The organism is Streptomyces mayteni (assembly GCF_054783955.1).
On record NZ_BAAGPR010000005.1, the window covers coordinates 115747 to 130975 of the forward strand.

13 protein-coding genes and 1 pseudogene are annotated in these 15229 nt (G+C 72.6%); 5 read left to right on the top strand and 9 right to left on the bottom strand.

The window, feature by feature from the left end:
- Window positions 1-154: 154 nt before the first annotated feature.
- Together ACYVPE_RS04130 and ACYVPE_RS04135 are read right to left on the bottom strand one after the other, a co-directional pair.
- Window positions 155-355 carry a DUF397 domain-containing protein gene (locus tag ACYVPE_RS04130; RefSeq protein ID WP_461031986.1) on the bottom strand — a complete coding sequence of 67 codons (201 nt, stop codon included), beginning with the start codon at window positions 353-355 and terminating at the stop codon, window positions 155-157.
- Window positions 352-1236, bottom strand: coding sequence for a helix-turn-helix domain-containing protein (locus ACYVPE_RS04135; RefSeq protein WP_461031987.1), 885 nt, complete (start codon window positions 1234-1236; stop codon window positions 352-354). The genes ACYVPE_RS04130 and ACYVPE_RS04135 overlap by 4 nt, the downstream gene beginning before the upstream one ends.
- 174 nt (window positions 1237-1410) lie before the next feature.
- On the opposite strand from ACYVPE_RS04135, the pseudogene ACYVPE_RS04140 reads away from it, so the two are divergent.
- Window positions 1411-1764: pseudogene (locus ACYVPE_RS04140) on the top strand (ATP-binding protein); the annotation flags it as partial.
- Window positions 1765-1925: 161 nt separating this feature from the next.
- Here the strand turns inward: ACYVPE_RS04140 and ACYVPE_RS04145 are convergent.
- Window positions 1926-3314, bottom strand: coding sequence for a cation:dicarboxylate symporter family transporter (locus ACYVPE_RS04145; protein ID WP_461031988.1), 1389 nt, complete (start codon window positions 3312-3314; stop codon window positions 1926-1928).
- 241 nt (window positions 3315-3555) lie between these two features.
- Here ACYVPE_RS04145 and ACYVPE_RS04150 point away from each other — a divergent pair, with 241 nt between their 5' ends.
- The 3 genes from ACYVPE_RS04150 to ACYVPE_RS04160 all read left to right on the top strand — a co-directional run bounded on the left by ACYVPE_RS04150 (window position 3556) and on the right by ACYVPE_RS04160 (window position 6553).
- Window positions 3556-5193 carry a sensor histidine kinase gene (locus ACYVPE_RS04150; protein ID WP_461031989.1) on the top strand — a complete coding sequence of 546 codons (1638 nt, stop codon included), beginning with the start codon at window positions 3556-3558 and terminating at the stop codon, window positions 5191-5193.
- Window positions 5190-5885 carry a response regulator gene (locus ACYVPE_RS04155; RefSeq protein ID WP_461031990.1) on the top strand — a complete coding sequence of 232 codons (696 nt, stop codon included), beginning with the start codon at window positions 5190-5192 and terminating at the stop codon, window positions 5883-5885. Before ACYVPE_RS04150 ends, ACYVPE_RS04155 begins: the two co-directional genes overlap by 4 nt.
- A gap of 275 nt (window positions 5886-6160) precedes the next feature.
- Window positions 6161-6553 carry an SCO5389 family protein gene (locus tag ACYVPE_RS04160; RefSeq protein WP_461031991.1) on the top strand — a complete coding sequence of 131 codons (393 nt, stop codon included), beginning with the start codon at window positions 6161-6163 and terminating at the stop codon, window positions 6551-6553.
- Here ACYVPE_RS04160 and ACYVPE_RS04165 read toward each other — a convergent pair.
- Window positions 6522-7628, bottom strand: a complete 1107-nt coding sequence (locus tag ACYVPE_RS04165; RefSeq protein ID WP_461032038.1) for an LLM class flavin-dependent oxidoreductase — start codon at window positions 7626-7628, stop codon at window positions 6522-6524. The genes ACYVPE_RS04160 and ACYVPE_RS04165 overlap by 32 nt on opposite strands.
- A gap of 255 nt (window positions 7629-7883) precedes the next feature.
- On the opposite strand from ACYVPE_RS04165, the gene ACYVPE_RS04170 reads away from it, so the two are divergent.
- A complete protein-coding gene (locus ACYVPE_RS04170) occupies window positions 7884-8186 on the top strand; it encodes an ATP/GTP-binding protein (protein ID WP_461031992.1) in 303 nt (100 codons plus the stop codon).
- Here ACYVPE_RS04170 and ACYVPE_RS04175 read toward each other — a convergent pair.
- The 5 genes from ACYVPE_RS04175 to mce form a co-directional block, all read right to left on the bottom strand.
- Complete coding sequence (locus ACYVPE_RS04175) at window positions 8156-8938, bottom strand: ABC transporter permease (RefSeq protein ID WP_461031993.1); 783 nt, start codon at window positions 8936-8938, stop codon at window positions 8156-8158. The two genes, ACYVPE_RS04170 and ACYVPE_RS04175, sit on opposite strands and share 31 nt — an antisense overlap.
- Window positions 8925-9854, bottom strand: coding sequence for an ATP-binding cassette domain-containing protein (locus ACYVPE_RS04180; protein WP_461031994.1), 930 nt, complete (start codon window positions 9852-9854; stop codon window positions 8925-8927). The genes ACYVPE_RS04175 and ACYVPE_RS04180 overlap by 14 nt, the downstream gene beginning before the upstream one ends.
- Window positions 9855-9959: 105 nt before the next feature.
- Window positions 9960-10910: a coiled-coil domain-containing protein gene (locus ACYVPE_RS04185; RefSeq protein ID WP_132819773.1), complete on the bottom strand. Its 951-nt coding sequence runs from the start codon at window positions 10908-10910 to the stop codon at window positions 9960-9962.
- 384 nt (window positions 10911-11294) lie between these two features.
- Complete coding sequence (locus ACYVPE_RS04190) at window positions 11295-14618, bottom strand: hypothetical protein (RefSeq protein WP_461031995.1); 3324 nt, start codon at window positions 14616-14618, stop codon at window positions 11295-11297.
- 119 nt (window positions 14619-14737) lie between these two features.
- Window positions 14738-15190, bottom strand: coding sequence for a methylmalonyl-CoA epimerase (gene mce / locus ACYVPE_RS04195; RefSeq protein ID WP_461031996.1), 453 nt, complete (start codon window positions 15188-15190; stop codon window positions 14738-14740).
- Window positions 15191-15229: the final 39 nt, after the last annotated feature.

Genomic DNA, 15229 nt, shown 5'->3' on the forward strand with positions numbered 1-15229 from the left:
GCTCGCGGGCTGTGACGTTAGGCCCTCTTCCCTGGGCGTTTCATGGCCCTACCGTCGCCCGAAAGGCGCTGCCTGCGCGGGCGAGTTCGCCAGGGCGGCGTCGTGCCGCGCGCGCTGCCGGTAGACGGCGCTGACCGCAGGACCCTGGACAGGCTCAATCCAGGCTACGGAGGAAGGTCCGCCATGCGGTCCGCCCGAACCGGAGTATGTCGGCGTTCGGCCGCTTGCTGTCCCGGACGGGTATGAGGCCGGGCACGTTGTCGGCGATCTCGACGCACTCGTTGTTGCCACCGCTGTAGCTGCTGCTGCGCCATGCCGCGCCCATAAGTGGTGGCGTGTTGTGCGCAGGGCTCATGATCCGTGCTCCTTCGTCGCGCGAGCGATCAGCGAACGTGACTCCGTGGGCGAGAGTGCGGTCGTGCGGGCCGCGTCGAACAGCTCCTGGTAGCGGGCGACCTCCGCCTCGCGCTCCAACCACACGGAACCGGTCGGGTTGTCGGCGAGCACCACGTCGAGTGCCCCCTCCTCGGGAAAGCCGAGGAGTACGTACGGGCCGAACATACTCGCATGGGCGCCCTGGGCGAATGGCAGGACCTGCACGGTGACGTTCGGTCGCTCGGAGGCTGCCAGCAGGTGTTCGAGCTGTGCCTTCATGACCTCGGCTCCGCCGACCCGTTGGAGGAGCACCGCCTCGGAGAGCACAGCCCACAGCTGTAGTTGGTGAACTTCCGCGAGCCGCGCTTGACGCGTAACACGGACTTGGACGAACTGCTCCAGTTCGTCGGCGGTCTGCCACTGCCGTGAGGCGACGGTCACGGCCCGGATGTACTCAGGTGTCTGGAGCAGGCCGGGAATCAGCTGCGGTTGGAAGGTGCGGATCGTCTCAGCCATGGCCTCCAGGGAGATGTAGTCGCGGTACGTGTCGGCGAGAACCGTCGCGTACTGGTTCCACCATCCCTGTCTGCGACGCCGGTTGGCTTTGCGCGCCAGCGCGGTCAGCCGGTCACGCAGCTCGGAGTCCGCGACGCGGTAGGCGTGCAACATCGCGGTCAGATCGGGTAGCCGGACGGCGACGCGGCCGTTTTCGATCCGGCTGATCTTGCCCTTCGTGCAGTCGAGAGCGTCGGCTGCCTCGGCGGTGGTGAGGCCGGCATGGTCGCGCAAACGGCGGAGTTCGTCGCCGAGTTGTCGTCCCAGGACAGTCGACGGGGTGGGCGTCGTGCTTTTCGCGCTCATGGCAACACCTCTAGCAGAAACAGCTTCGGCAGGGCTGCGGGATTAACTCGTAAGAGCGAAGAATGGGTTGATGCCCGTCTGCAACGTTGCAGATTCGCGTGGCCCATGTCCATCCTGCTGGCATGGATCCGGCGCCCGAGGCGGCGGACGAAGCCCGACTCGCTGGGGGTTGCCATGGCTGGGTACTCCAACTCGTACGCCAACTCGTCCGAAGTCGCCGTCCGCCTCGCTCGCCGTCGCAGCGGCGTTCCCCGCGCTCGGGCCCTGTTGGACGCGGTGTTGCGGGACTGGGGTGTCGACCAGGACGTCCTGGAGAGTGCCGAGTTGGTGCTGTCGGAGCTCATGACCAACGCGCTGAAGGTGCCGGCGCCGCCGGATCGGCAGGTGGGGCTCCGGATCGTGCGGGCCGGCGCCGACGGGCTGTTGCGGCTGGAGGTCAGCGACGCGGGGAGCGGCGTTCCGGCGATGCGGATTCCGCGCGAGGACGAGACCGGCGGGCGGGGGCTCCTGCTGGTCGACGCGTTGGCCCACCGCTGGGGCTTCGAGGGGCCGGTGCTCCGGCTACGGGCCGACGAGCCGCTGACGGTTCGCGACGTCTGGTATCGGCGCCGCCTCATCCAGGCCGGAACGGACGACGGCGCGCCCTCCCCACCACGATGGTGGGGAGGGCGCGCCGTCGTGGCGGGGCGTCAGACGCCGGCCGGTTCCTTGGGCTTGGACAGGTCGGGGGCCGGTGGTGTCGCCGGGCCCGCGTGGACGTCGTCGACCATGGTCGCCTCGTCGAACGGGATGTCCCCCTTGAGGACCTGGGACATCCGCTCCTTGTCGATCTCCTTGGTCCAGGTGCCGATGATGACCGTGGCCACCGCGTTGCCCGCGTAGTTGGTGAGGGCGCGGGCCTCGCTCATGAAGCGGTCGATGCCGACGATCAGGCCGACGCCGTCCAGGAGTTCGGGGCGGTGCGACTGGAGGCCGCCGGCCAGGGTGGCCAGGCCGGCGCCGGTGACGCCCGCCGCGCCCTTGGAGGCGATGATCATGAAGCCGAGCAGCGAGAGCTGTTCGCCGATCGCCAGCGGCTCGCCCATCGCCTCGGCGATGAACAGCGAGGCCATGGTGAGGTAGATCGCCGTGCCGTCCAGGTTGAACGAGTAGCCGGTCGGCACGGTGATGCCGACGACCGGCTTGCTGACGCCCGCGTGCTCCATCTTCGCGATCAGGCGCGGCAGCGCCGACTCGGAGGAGGAGGTGGAGAGGATCAGCAGGAACTCACGTCCCAGGTAGCGCAGCAGCGAGAAGATGTTGACGCCGGCGACCACCCGCAGCAGCAGGCCGAGGATGCCGAAGACGAAGATCATGCAGGTCAGGTAGAAGCCGATCATGATGACGGCCAGCGAGCGCAGCGCGTCCACGCCGGTTTCGCCGACCACCGCCGCGATGGCGCCGAACGCGCCGACGGGGGCGGCCCACATGATCATGGCCAGCACGCGGAAGACCAGCCGCTGGATGTGCTCGATGCCGCGGAGCACCGGCTCGCCGGTCGAGCCCATGGCCTGGAGCGCGAAGCCGGCAAGCAGCGCGACCAGCAGCGTCTGCAGGACCTCGCCCTCGGTGAAGGCGGAGACCATGGTGGTCGGGATGATCCCGAGCAGGAAGTCCGTGGTCGACTCCGAGGCGCCCTCGGCCTGCGAGGCGCCGACGTCCGCGGTGGCCTCGGTGATGTGCAGGCCCGAGCCGGGCTCCAGGATGTTGCCGACGACCAGGCCGATGGCCAGCGCCAGCGTGGACATCGCCAGGAAGTAGCCGAGTGCCAGGCCGCCGACCGCGCCGACCTTGGCGGCCTTCCTGACCGAGCCGATGCCGAGCACGATCGTGCAGAAGATGACCGGGGAGATCATCATCTTGATCAGGTTGACGAACCCGGCGCCCAGGGGCTTGAGCTCGACGGCGAAGTCGGGGGCCGCCAGGCCCACCGCGATGCCGGCGACCACCGCCGCGATGACGGCGATGTAGAGGTAGTGGGTCCGGTCCCGTCTGGTCTTGCCGCCCTGGTCGGGCGCGGTGGGGGTCTGCGCAGCCACGGTTCTCGTCTCCTCGTCCTCGTGGAGTGTGCGGCTCTCGTGGTGGTCGCCGGCTGAGCTGGTGATGAAGGGGGTGGTTACAAGGGGAAGGCGTCGTCTTGACGCCTCCGTGAATATGCACCCCCCTGTGACCCCGGTCACGCTTACGTTCATTACGTTCACGGTCATGTTCATGAACAGCGGCGGAGCGGGTGTGACGGGCCGGTTTCGGCCATCGTCATCATCCGGGCACACTGGCGGCATGCGACTGCCCCGACCGCTCCGCCTGCCACGTCTGCCAAGGCCGCGCAGCCTGGCCGGCCAGCTCTTCGCCATGCAGGTGGTGCTGGTGGCCGCCGTGGTGGCCGGATGCGCGGTCTTCGCCTACGTCACCGACCGCTCCCAGGCCGAGGACGCGGCCATCGGCGAGGTGACCGCGGCGGCGGTGGCCGTCGCCGAGTCGCCCGCGGTCCTCGAGGCGGCGACCGGTCCCGATCCTTCGACGGTGCTCCAGCCCTACGCCGAGCGCGTCATGGACGAGAGCGGCATCGCCTTCGTCACGATCATGGCCCCGGACGGCGAGCGGTGGACGCACCGCGATCCGGCCCAGATCGGCGAGACCTTTCTTGGGCACACCGAGTCCGCGCTCCGCGGCCAGACCTTCACCGAGACCTACACCGGCACCCTGGGCCGCTCGGTCCGCGTGGTCACCCCCGTCCAGGACGCCGACGGGCAGGTGGTCGCGCTGGTCAGCGCCGGCATCACGGTGGACGAGATCAGCGAGCGGCTGGCCGGCCAGGTCGTCGCGCTGCTCGCGATGGCGGCCGGCGCGCTGCTGCTCGGCGGCGTCGGCACCTACGTGGTCAACGCCCGGCTCCGCCGCCACACGCACGGCATGAACGCGGCCGAGCTCAGCCGGCTGCACGACTACCACCAGGCCACCCTGCACGCCGTCCGCGAGGGCCTGCTGCTGCTCGACGCCGAGGGCCGGATCGCGCTGATCAACGACGCGGGCCGGGAGCTGCTCGGCCTCACCGGCGAGCAGCTCGGCCGGCCGGCCGACCGCCTCGGCCTGCCGCGCCCGCTCACCGAGGCGCTGCTGTCCGCCGAGCCCCGGGTGGACGAGGTGCACGTGACGGACGAGCGGATCGTGGTGCTCAACTCGTCGCCGGTCTCGGGCGGCGAACGGCACGGCACGGTGGTCACGCTGCGCGACCACACGGAGCTCCAGGCGCTGGCCGGCGAGCTGGACTCGGTGCGCGGCTTCGCCGAGGCGCTGCGCTCCCAGGCGCACGAGGCGGCCAACCGGCTGCACGCCGTCGTCTCGCTGATCGAACTGGGGCGGGCCGAGGAGGCCGTCGAGTTCGCCACCGCCGAGCTGGAGCTGGCCCAGGCCCTCACCGACCAGGTGGTGGGCGCGGTCGGCGAGCCGGTGCTGGCGGCGCTGCTGCTCGGCAAGGCCGCCGAGGCCAACGAGCGGGGCGTCGAGCTGGTGCTCACCCCCGAGAGCCGGATGGACGACGGGGTGCTGCCGCCCGACCTGGCGGCCCGCGATCTGGTGACCATCCTCGGCAACCTGATCGACAACGCGATCGACGCCTGCGGGGACGGCGCGGCCCCCGGCCGGATCGGCGTGACGGTGCGCGCCGAGGACGGCGAGCTGCTGCTGAGCGTCGCGGACACCGGCGCCGGGATCGCGCCCGAGGCCGTCGAGGACGCGTTCCGGCGCGGCTGGTCGACCAAGCCGGGGAACCAGGGCGTCGGCCGCGGGCTCGGCCTGGCGCTGGTGCGGCAGGCGGTGCGGCGGAACCGGGGGAGCGTCGAGATCTCCCGGGCCCCGGCGGGCGGGGCGCTGTGCGCCGTGCGGCTGCCGCTGCGGGCCGGCGTGGTGACGGCGTGAGCGGGGGCGGCGTGAACGAGATCGGGGTGCTGGTCGTCGAGGACGACCCGCTGGCCGCCGAGGCGCACGGCAGGTACGTGGACCGGGTGCCGGGCTTCGCGGTGCGCGGCACGGCCCACTCGGGCGCCGAGGCGCAGCGGCTGCTCGAACAGCGGCCGGTTGACCTGCTGCTGCTCGACCTCTACCTGCCGGACGGGCACGGGCTGCGGCTGGTCCGCTCGCTGCGGGCGGCCGGCCACGGCGCCGACGTGATCGCGGTGACCTCGGCGCGCGATCTGGCCGTGGTGCGGGAGGGTGTCTCGCTCGGCGTGGTGCAGTACGTGCTCAAGCCGTTCACGTTCGCGACGCTTCGCGACCGGCTGGTGCGGTACGCCGAGTTCCGGGCGGCGGTCGGCGAGGCCGGCGGTCAGGAGGAGGTGGACCGGGCCCTCGGCGCGCTGCGCGCGCCGCAGCCGGCGGCGCTGCCGAAGGGGATGAGCGGCCCGACGCTGTCGGCCGTGACCCGGGCCCTGCGGGACGCCGGCCCGGCCGGCGTCACCGCCGCGGCGGCCGCGGCGGCCGTCGGTATCTCGCGGATCACGGCGCGGCGCTACCTGGAGCACCTGGTCGAGACCGGGCGGGCCGAGCGCAGCCCGCAGTACGGGCACGTCGGGCGCCCGGAGCTCTGCTACCGCTGGCTGGCGGAACGGTAGCCTCCGCTCGGGCCGGCTCCGCCGTTCCACAGCGCGCGCCGGGCCCGTGAAGGTACGGGAACCGAGGGGACGCCGGTATGGAAGGGAATGGTGGGGTTCGGTGATGGCCAGTTATCTGCCCGTTCCCCTGACATGCGCGGGCCAGGACGCCTACCGTTGGCCACGGGGGCGTCGCCGCTCATTCACCGCCTGAGGGTTTGACGCGGTGGCGGGCGGCGCGGTTCCCGTGGCCCGTCCGTCAGATCCCCTCGCCAGGGGTCCGAGAGGAGAATCCGATGTCGCTCGACGTCTCACCGGTGCTGCTGGAGCAGGCCGAGCGAGGCGAGGTCGACGAGAAGGAGTTCGTCGACTGCGTCCGAACATCCCTACCCTTCGCCTGGGACATGATCAGTGATCTGGTCGCCAGGCTGAAGGTCGACGGCGGTGACTTCGCCGACAACACCACACCCCCGCCCAGCGAACAGGCCCGCGGCCAGCTGCTGCGCGCGCTCGCCAGCGACGCCATCCGGGGCGCGCTCGAGCGGCACTTCGGGGTGAAGCTGGCCTTCCAGAACTGCCACCGGGTGGCGGTGTTCCCCCTCGACGCCGCCTCCGAGGATGCCATGGCCAGGTTCACCTCCGTCCGGAGCCAGATACTCAACCAGTCCCCGGAGCTGCGGGACTGCTGACGGGCTGAGCCGGGCCGGCCGCCTCGGCCGCCAACCCGCCGAGTGCCGCCGCCCCCGCCGCCGGATGGGGCAGGAGCGGCAGCACCTCGTCCCCGAGCCGCCGGACGTTCAGTTCGGTGGTGACCGTCTCTCCCGAACCCTCGACCAGCAGCGCGAACCGGGTGATCCCGGTCCGCTCGGCCGTGGCGGCAAGCCGGTCGGCACACAGCTGTGGATCGCCGACCGGGTGGAGTTCGCACAGCAACTCGGTGTACTCGAGCGGGTCGCGCATCCGGCGCGGCCCGCCGTCCAGCGTCTGGTGCGCGGAAAGGCCCTTGCGCAGCCAGCCTGGCAGCGCCCGGCGCAGCGTCTCGACGGCCTCGGTGTGGCTGTCCGCCACCTGTGCCACGCCGGCCGACACGTGCCCGGCGCCGGCGACCTCCTCCGGCGGATGGCCGGCGGCCCGCGCCCAGGCGCGCCACATGCCGACCATCTCCGCCTTCTCCTCGTCCCCCACGTGCATGCCGAGCAGCATCGGCAGCCCGCGCTCCGCCGCCGTCCGCACGGTCCCCGGCGAGGTGCAGGCGACGACCACCTCGGGGGGCTCGGCCGGTCTCGGTACCACCGGCACCTCCCGGAACAGGTAGCGCTCGCCGCCGGCGGCGACCCGCGGCTCGCGCAGCCAGCGCAGCAGCAGATCGAGGGACTCGGGGAAGCCGCGCTCGAAGGCCGCCGCGCCGCCGCCGAAGACCTCCAGGTCGACCCAGGGGCCGCCGCGCCCGACGCCCAGCGAGAACCGGCCGCCCGAGGCGAGGTGCAGCAGCGCCGTCTGTTCGCCGAGCGCCACCGGGTGGGCGGTGCTCAGCACGGAGATCGCGGTGCCGACCCGGATCCGCCGGGTGCGGCCGAGCAGTAGTCCGGCGAGGGTGGTGGCGGACGGGCAGACGCCGTAGGGCACGAAGTGGTGCTCCGCCAGCCAGACGGAGTCGAGGCCGACCTCGTCGGCGACATCGGCCGAGCGGATCGCCCGGTGGAGTGCCTCCCGGTGGCTCTGGCCCGGGTACTGACCGGCCAGCACAAATGTCCCAATTCGCAGGGTGTCCATCACCCTCGCCCCTCTCGCCAAGCTGTGCGGTACGCCGTCGGGTGAACGGGTGCCCTCCCGGAACAACGGGTGACACGTGCCAAAGGCACGGTCCTGCGGCATTTTTTTCTGATGATCGGTTGGATGTCGGATTCGTGCGGTCCTGAGGGTCCTCGGGAGCGCTGCGTAAAATCGACCCACCGGCCTGTTCGCCGCCGAGCCCGCAGAGCCGGCAGAGTCCGCCGCCCCGACGAACCGAGGTGTCCCGTGTCCCCGCGTCGCAACCGGCCCGCCGCCCGCCCCCAGCCGAGCCAGCGCGTCTACGGCACGGACAGCACCGAGAGCTGGCAGGGCGAGGAATGGGTGGTTCGGCGGATCACCGGCGCCGCCGCCGCCAAGCACTACCGCTGCCCCGGCTGCGACCAGGAGATCCCGCCCGGCGTGCCGCACGTCGTCACCTGGCCCCAGCTCGGCGCCGTCGACGACCGCCGCCACTGGCACGCACCCTGCTGGACCGCGAGGGACCGGCGCACCGCCCGTCAGGCGTCCCGCCGCCGCAGCACCAGGTAGCCGCCGAGGAGCGCCGCCGCGACCCACAACACCATGATGCCAAGACCCGCCCACGGGCCGTAGGGTCGGTCGCCGGTGTTCACCACCGACATGATCCAGGAGCCGGCCTGGTCCGGCAGGTAGCGGCCCAGCTTCCTGGTGGCCGACACGTTCGCCAGGATGCTGGAGATCATGAAGAAGAACGGGATCAGCACCCCGAACGACAGCATCGGGCTCCGCAGCATCCACGCCACCCCCATCGCGAACAGCGCGATCAGGCCCATGTAGAGGCCGGCGCCGAACACCGCCCGCAGCACGTTCGGTTCGCCGAGGTTCGTGCGGTGGTCGCCGAGCAGCGCCTGGCCGAGCACGAACGCCAGGAAGCTGGTCACCATCCCCACCGCGAGCGCCAGCGCCGTCGCCACCGACACCTTCGCGAACATCAGCAGGCCACGCCGCGGCACCGCGGTGAGCGAGGACCTGATCATCCCCGTGCTGTACTCGCCCCCGACCACCAGGATGCCGAACGCGATCATCGCGAGCTGCCCGAGCATCGTGCCCGAGAAGCTGGTCAGCGTCGGATCGAACGTCATCCGCTCGTGCGACGACAGCTCGTTGAAGGTGTTCCTGACCAGCAGGCAGATCAGCATGCCGAACGCCACCGTCACCACGACCGCCGCCGCCAGCGTCCACACCGTGGACCGCACCGACCGGATCTTGGTCCACTCCGAGAGCAGCACCCGACGCGTCTCAGCCCGGTCACCGCGGTTCAACGTCGTCGCCCCCGTCGTGCGCCTGGTACTCGACGGTCCCGTGGGTCAGCCGCATGAACGCCTCCTCCAACGAGGCGCGCTCCACGCGCAACTCGTGCAACGTCACCCGGTGCTCGGCCGCCAGCTCGCCGACCCGGGCCGCGTCCCCGCCCTCCACCTCGAAGCCGCCGTCCGGCTGCCGCGCCGGCGCGAGCCCCGCGCCCTCCAGCGCCTCCCGCAGCCGCTCGGGCTCCGGGGAGCGCACCCGGACGGACGTCCGCGCGTTCTCCTCGATGAACCGCGCCATCGAGGTGTCGGCCAGCAGCCGGCCCCGCCCGATCACCACCAGGTGCTCGGCGGTCAGCGCCATCTCGCTCATCAGATGACTGGAGACGAACACCGTCCGCCCCTCGGCCGCCAGCCGCTTCATCAGGTTGCGGATCCAGTGGATGCCCTCCGGGTCGAGCCCGTTCACCGGCTCGTCGAACATCAGGATCCGCGGATCGCCCAGCATCGCGCTCGCGATGCCGAGCCGCTGCCCCATACCGAGCGAGAACCCCTTGGGCCGCTTCCTGGCCACCGCCGCGAGCCCCACCAGATCGAGCACCTCGTCGATCCGCCGCCGCGGGATCCCGTTGCTCTGCGCCAGGCACTGCAGATGGTGGTAGGCGGTGCGCCCCGGATGCACCGAGCGCGCCTCCAGCAGCGCCCCGATGAAGGTGAGCGGATCCCGCAGCTCCGCGTACCGCCGGCCGTCGATCCGCACCTCGCCGCCCGTGGGGTGGTCGAGCCCCAGCATCATCCGCATCGTCGTCGACTTGCCGGCGCCGTTCGGCCCGAGGAAGCCGGTGACCACGCCGGGACGCACCGAGAACGTCAGCCCCTCCACCGCCGTCTTGGCGCCGTACCGCTTGGTCAGGTCCGACAGCTCGATCACGCCTCGACGCTAAGACGGCGCAGGGACCGCCGCCCGGTGGGGCGGCGGTCCCTGCGCCGATCGAGTGAGACGTGAGGCGAGTGAGGCGAGCCGGGGCCCGCTGGCTCAGCGCGACTGCTGGGCCGGCACTCCCTTGGTCAGGCTGTCGCCCGCCTTGTCGTCGTCATCGTCGAAGGAGACGGCGGCGACCTGAGCGCCGGTCAGCGTGGCCAGCATCTCGCGGACGTTGGTCAGCTGGGCGTTGATGCTGTCGCGACGGTTCGTCAGCGCGGCGAGCTCACGCTCCGACTCGCTGCGGATCCGGTCGGCCTTGGCGTTGGCGTCGGCCACGATGTCCTCGGCCTGCCGCTGCGCGGTCTCCACCGTCTGGCGGGCCCGGCGCTCGGCGTCCGTGCGCATCTTCTCGGCCTCCAGGCGCAGCTGCTCCGCCCGGTGCTCGATCTCCGCGAGACGCTTCTCGGCCTTCGCCTGACGCGAGGCCAGGTCGCGCTCCGACTGCTCCCGCCGCTTGGCCAGGTTGGTCTCGAAGTCGGCGGCGGCCTGGGCGGCCTTGGCGCGGGTGTCCTCGAAGAGGGCGTCCGCCTCCTCGCGCTTGTTCTGCGCGTCCTTCTCGGCCTCGGCGCGGGTCGCCGCGGCGTCGCTCTGCGCCTTGTCGACGATCCGGGCGCCCTCGTCCTCGGCCTTGGCCTTGCGCTCGGCCGCGTACGCCTCGGCGTCGTTGCGCACCTGCTGCGCGGCGCCCTCGGCCAGCTCGCGGTGCTGCTCGGCGGCCCGACGGGCCTCCTCACGCAGGTCCTTGGCCTCTTCCTCGGCGAGGCGAAGGATCTTCTCGACGCGGGCGCCGAGACCGGCGTAGGACGGTTCGGCGTCCGTGATGGCCGCCTGCGCGTTCTGCGTCTCGAGGTGGAGCTCCTCGATCCGCTTCTCCAGCGAGGTGATCCGAGCGAGTGCGCTGTCGCGGTCGGCGACGAGCTTCGAGATGCGGTCGTCCACCTGCCCGCGGTCGTATCCACGCCGCACGAGCTCGAAGCCGAAGGGGGAGGAAGTTTCGCTCATGGGGTTCCTGTCGATTCAGACGGGTTCAGTGAGTTGGGGTGTGGGGCCTGGGCGTTCAGCGCTTCGAGGTCGAGCTCCTAAGCCTACGGTCCGGACGGTCCAAGCCCTCGGGGCCATCATCCTAGGGGGCAAACCGGCGTGTCTTCGAGCGGATCAGGTATCTGTGTGGAGAATGTTCGCCCCATCCGCTCAATCGAGTGGCCATATGGACAACGGGCCCTGGCCGGGCCCTTGCCGGGCCGGCTTGACGGACGATCCACAGCCAGGCCGCGTGCCACCACCGGCCGGTGGCCGGTGGCGCCGCCGGTGACCTGCCGCTTCGCGGCGAAAGCACGACGGGCTCCGCTGCGAGATTCCACGCGGCGGGCGGTCGGGTGGCCGACGTCAGCCCCCGCCGCGTCGACCGCCCGGGCGCGGCGGGCCGCCCGCGGCGGCGACGCTGCCCGGCGGCTTGCCGCCCCGACTGCCGTTCTTCCCACTGGGCTTGGGCGCCTCGAAAGACTCCAGCGCCTCCAACACGTCCTGCACCCGCGAGATCTCCGCGTTGATGTCCTCGCGCCGGCGAGTGAGCCGGTCCAGCTCACGCCTGCCCTCCTCGACCATCCGCTTGGCGTCGCGCTCCGCGTCGGCCCTGGTCTGCTGTGCCTCGCGCACCATCCTGGCCCGCTGCTGCTCCGCCTCCTTGAGCAGCGACTCCGCCTTCTTCACGGCGGCGATCCGCACCTTGCCCGCCTCGGAGTTGGCCTCCGAGACCAGCCGCTCAGCGGTGGTCCGCGCCTCGGCGCGCTGATCCTCGGCGGCCTTCATCAGCTTGTCGACGCGCTCGCCGGCCGCCCGCGCCTGCTCGGCGGACTCGCGCCTGGCCCGGTCGTGCAGCTCCTCGACCTCGGACTCGATCCTGGACCGCAGCTCCTCCGCCCGGTCCCTTATCGCCGCCGCGTCCCGACGGGCCTCGTCCAGCAGCTGGTTGGCGTCCCTGCGGGACGTCTCGACCAGCTCGGAGCCCGCCTCCTGGCTGTCCGCGATGAGCCGGTTGGACTCCTTGCGGGCCGCCGCGACCATCGTGTCCGACTGCTCCTCGGCGGTGGCCGCGATCCGCAGCGACTCCTCCTGGGCCTTCGCCAGCAACTCGTCGGCCTGCGCCGCGGCTTCGCTGCGCTTGCGGGACGCCTCCCGGCGCGCCCGGTCCTGGAGCTCGTCCGCCTCGGCCCGCGTCCGCTCGGCCTGCTGGGTCGCCTCGGTGCGGCGCCGCTCGGCCTCCGCGATCGCGTCCTTGACGGTGCGTTCGGCCAGCGCGGACGCGGCCTCCTTCTCCTCCGCCGACTCGCGCAGCACCCTGGCGGCCTCGCGCTCCGCCTCCGCACGGTGGGTGGCGATCGCCGCCTCGGCCGCCTCGCGGAGCCCGGAGACCGAGTCCCGCTCCTGCTGGGCCTTGTGCTCGGCCGCCGCCACCAGCGTCTCGGCGCGCCGCTCCGCCTCGTCCAGCCTGGCGCGCGCCTGCGCCAGCAACGCGTCGCCCTGCTCGCGCGCCTGCGCGCGCTCGGCGTGCGCCGCGTCCCGCGCGTCCGCCAGGAGCGCGTGCGCCTCGGGGCGCAGCCTGGCCGACCCGTCCTGCGCGGCCGACAGCGCCTCGGCGGCCTCGGCCGCGGTGCGCTCGGCCGCCGCGCCCGAGTCGGACCGCACCCGGTCCGCGGCCTCCCTGGCCTCGTCCCGCAGCCGGTCGCCCTCGGCGATCGCCTCGCCGCGCAGCCGGACGGCCAACTCCTCGCCCTCGGTGCGGAACCGCGCCGCGTCCGTCAGGGCCTCGTCCCGCACCTCCTGCGCGGCCCGCTCCGCCTGCTCGGTGAGGCTCCTGATCCGCTCCGCCGCCTCGGCCCGCAGCCGCTCCAGTTCGGCGCTCGCCTCGACCCGCAGCCGCTCGGCCTCCACCCGCGCCTCGGCCAGCGCCTCCTCGGCGGCCGCGACCCGCCGCTCGGCCTCCACCCGCAGCCGCTCCAGCTCCGCGGTGGCCGCGTCACGCTCGGCACGGGACGCGTCCCTTGCCTCGGCCCGCACCCGGCGGGCCGTCTCCTCCGCCTCCTGGGTGGTGCGCTCGGCGTGCTCCGCGGCCTCGGCCCGCAGCTGCTCCGCCTCGCCCCGCGCCTTCCGCAGCGACTGCTCGGCCTGGTTCCGCAGCGTGGTGGCCCGCTCGATGGCCTCGGTGCGGACCCGCTCGCTCTCCGTGGTGGCGGAGCCCCGCATCTCCTCGGCGTCGGCCTTCGCCTGGGCCAGCAGCTCCTCGGCCCGGCCGGCTGCCTCCTGGATCTGCTGGACGGACTCCCGGCGCGCCTCGGCCCTGGTCCGCTCGCCCTCCTCGGCGGCCTCGGCCAGCAGCTGCTCGGCCTCGCCGCGCAGCCGGCGGGCCTCCTCCTGGAGCTCGACCGTCTTGGCCCGGTACTCCTTGGTGTCGTCCTGCGCGGTGCCCTTCAGCTGCTCGGCGACGTCGTGCGCCTCGGCCCGCAGCCGGTCCGCCTCCGCCTCGGCCTCGGCCCGCAGCCGCTCGGCCTCCTCGGTGGCCGCCCTGGTGGTGGCCTGCGCGTCGGCCGCGGCCTTGGTCAGCACCTCCTCGGCGGTGCGGGCCGCCTCGGCGAGCTGCGCCGCGTACTCCTCGGCCGACTTGGACCGCGCCTCGTCCGCCGCCCCGGCCAGCACCTGCTCGGCCTGGGCCCGTGCCGCGTCCAGCGCGTGCTGCGCCTCGGTGCGGCGGTTCTCCGCGTCCGTGGTGGCCTCGGAGACCATCCGCGCGATCTCCGCCTTGGCGGTCGCCGCGCGCTGCTCGTACAGGGACTCGGCCGCCGCCTTGCGCTTCTCGGCCTCCGCGGTGGCCTCGGCGACCAGCCGCTCGGCCTCCTCGCGGGCCGCGCGCAGCTCGGTCTCGGTGGCCGCCGCCCGCTCCTCGGCCTTGCGGACCAGCGCCGCGGCCTCGCGCCGCCCCGAGTCGGCCTCCTGCGCCGTCGAGGTGCGCAGCCGCTCGGCGTGCTCGGTGGCCTCCTGGGCCTGGGAGGAGGCGGCGGTCAGCAGCCGCTCGGCGTCGGTACGGGCCCGCCGCACCAGCTCGTCGGCCTCGGCCCGCGCCTGCTCGGCGTCCACGGCGAGCCGCTGCCTGGTCTCCTCGGTCAGCCGCACCGCCTCGGCCCGCGCCTGGCTGACGGTGCGCTCCGACTCGGTCCTGGTCTCCTGGAGCAGCCGCTGGGCCTGCGCCTCGCTGCGGGCCCGCACCTGCTCGGCCCAGGCGACGTTCTCGTTGACGTGGGACTCGACGGTCGAGCGGCGCTGCGCCAGCTCCTCGTCGAGGCGCTGCCGGCGGCCGACCGCCTCGGCGTGCAGCTCCGCCTCCATCCGGGCGCGCTGCTCGGCCTGCTCCTGGATCACCCGCTGCGACCTGGTCCTGGCGTCGCGCAGCTCGCGCTCGGCCTCCACGCGCATCTGGTCGGCCTGGTGGTGCGCGCCGCGCAGGACCTGCTCGGCGTGGGCCTGGGCGTCGCCGTAGACGGGGCGCAGGGCAAGGGCGCGGCGCACCTCGTGCAGCTTGGCACGCAGCACCTCGACCTGATAGCCGAGGTCGTCAGCGTGATCGACCGCCTTGTCGCGCTCCTTCTTCAGCCGTCCCATCTCGGCTTCGAGCTGCGAGAGCTGGTCGTCAGCCTGGTAGGTGTCGTAGCCAGGCACCGCGCGGTCCCATCCGTCCCCTGGTCGTGGTGTAGCAGATCCGGTCATCGGCCGAACTCGGGACGAGAAAGACGCTCACTGCCCCGGCGGGGCCACTCTACCGGCCGGGGCAGCTCACGTCAGTGGCCCGAGGCGTCTCCTGGTGCCTGAGCGGACGCGGCGGTCACGATTTCCGTGAGCACTCCGTGACAGTCCTTGGGGTGGAGGAAAGTGATACGCGAGTCCATCGAGCCACGTCGTGGCTTGTCGTAGAGCACCCGGACGCCCTTCTCCCTGATCCCCTCGGAGTCGGTGTCCACGTCGGCGGTGCCGAAGGCGATGTGATGCACGCCCTCACCGTTCTTGGCCAGCCATTTTCCGACCGGCGAGTCCTCTCTCATGGGTTCCAGCAGCTGGAGGTAGGAGGCCGCCCCGTCGTCCGTGCCGTTGATCCGGAGCATGGCCTCGCGGACGCCCTGTTCCTCGTTGATCTCGGAGTGGTGGACCTCGAAGCCGTAGGTGGCGCGGTAGAACTCGACGGTGGCGTCGAGATCGAAGCAGGCGATCCCGATGTGATCGATTCGAGTCAACATTCCCCTAGTGCACCGCTCTTGGGGCAGCGGTGCAACGTG

Bases quoted from the DNA above. Each gene is read 5' to 3' on its own strand.
- ACYVPE_RS04135 (WP_461031987.1), bottom strand. From the start codon at position 1,236: ATGAGCGCGAAAAGCACGACGCCCACCCCGTCGACTGTCCTGGGACGA.
- ACYVPE_RS04185 (WP_132819773.1), bottom strand. From the start codon at position 10,910: ATGAGCGAAACTTCCTCCCCCTTCGGCTTCGAGCTCGTGCGGCGTGGA.
- ACYVPE_RS04130 (WP_461031986.1), bottom strand. From the start codon at position 355: ATGAGCCCTGCGCACAACACGCCACCACTTATGGGCGCGGCATGGCGC.
- mce (WP_461031996.1), bottom strand. From the start codon at position 15,190: ATGTTGACTCGAATCGATCACATCGGGATCGCCTGCTTCGATCTCGAC.
- ACYVPE_RS04150 (WP_461031989.1), top strand. From the start codon at position 3,556: ATGCGACTGCCCCGACCGCTCCGCCTGCCACGTCTGCCAAGGCCGCGC.
- ACYVPE_RS04160 (WP_461031991.1), top strand. From the start codon at position 6,161: ATGTCGCTCGACGTCTCACCGGTGCTGCTGGAGCAGGCCGAGCGAGGC.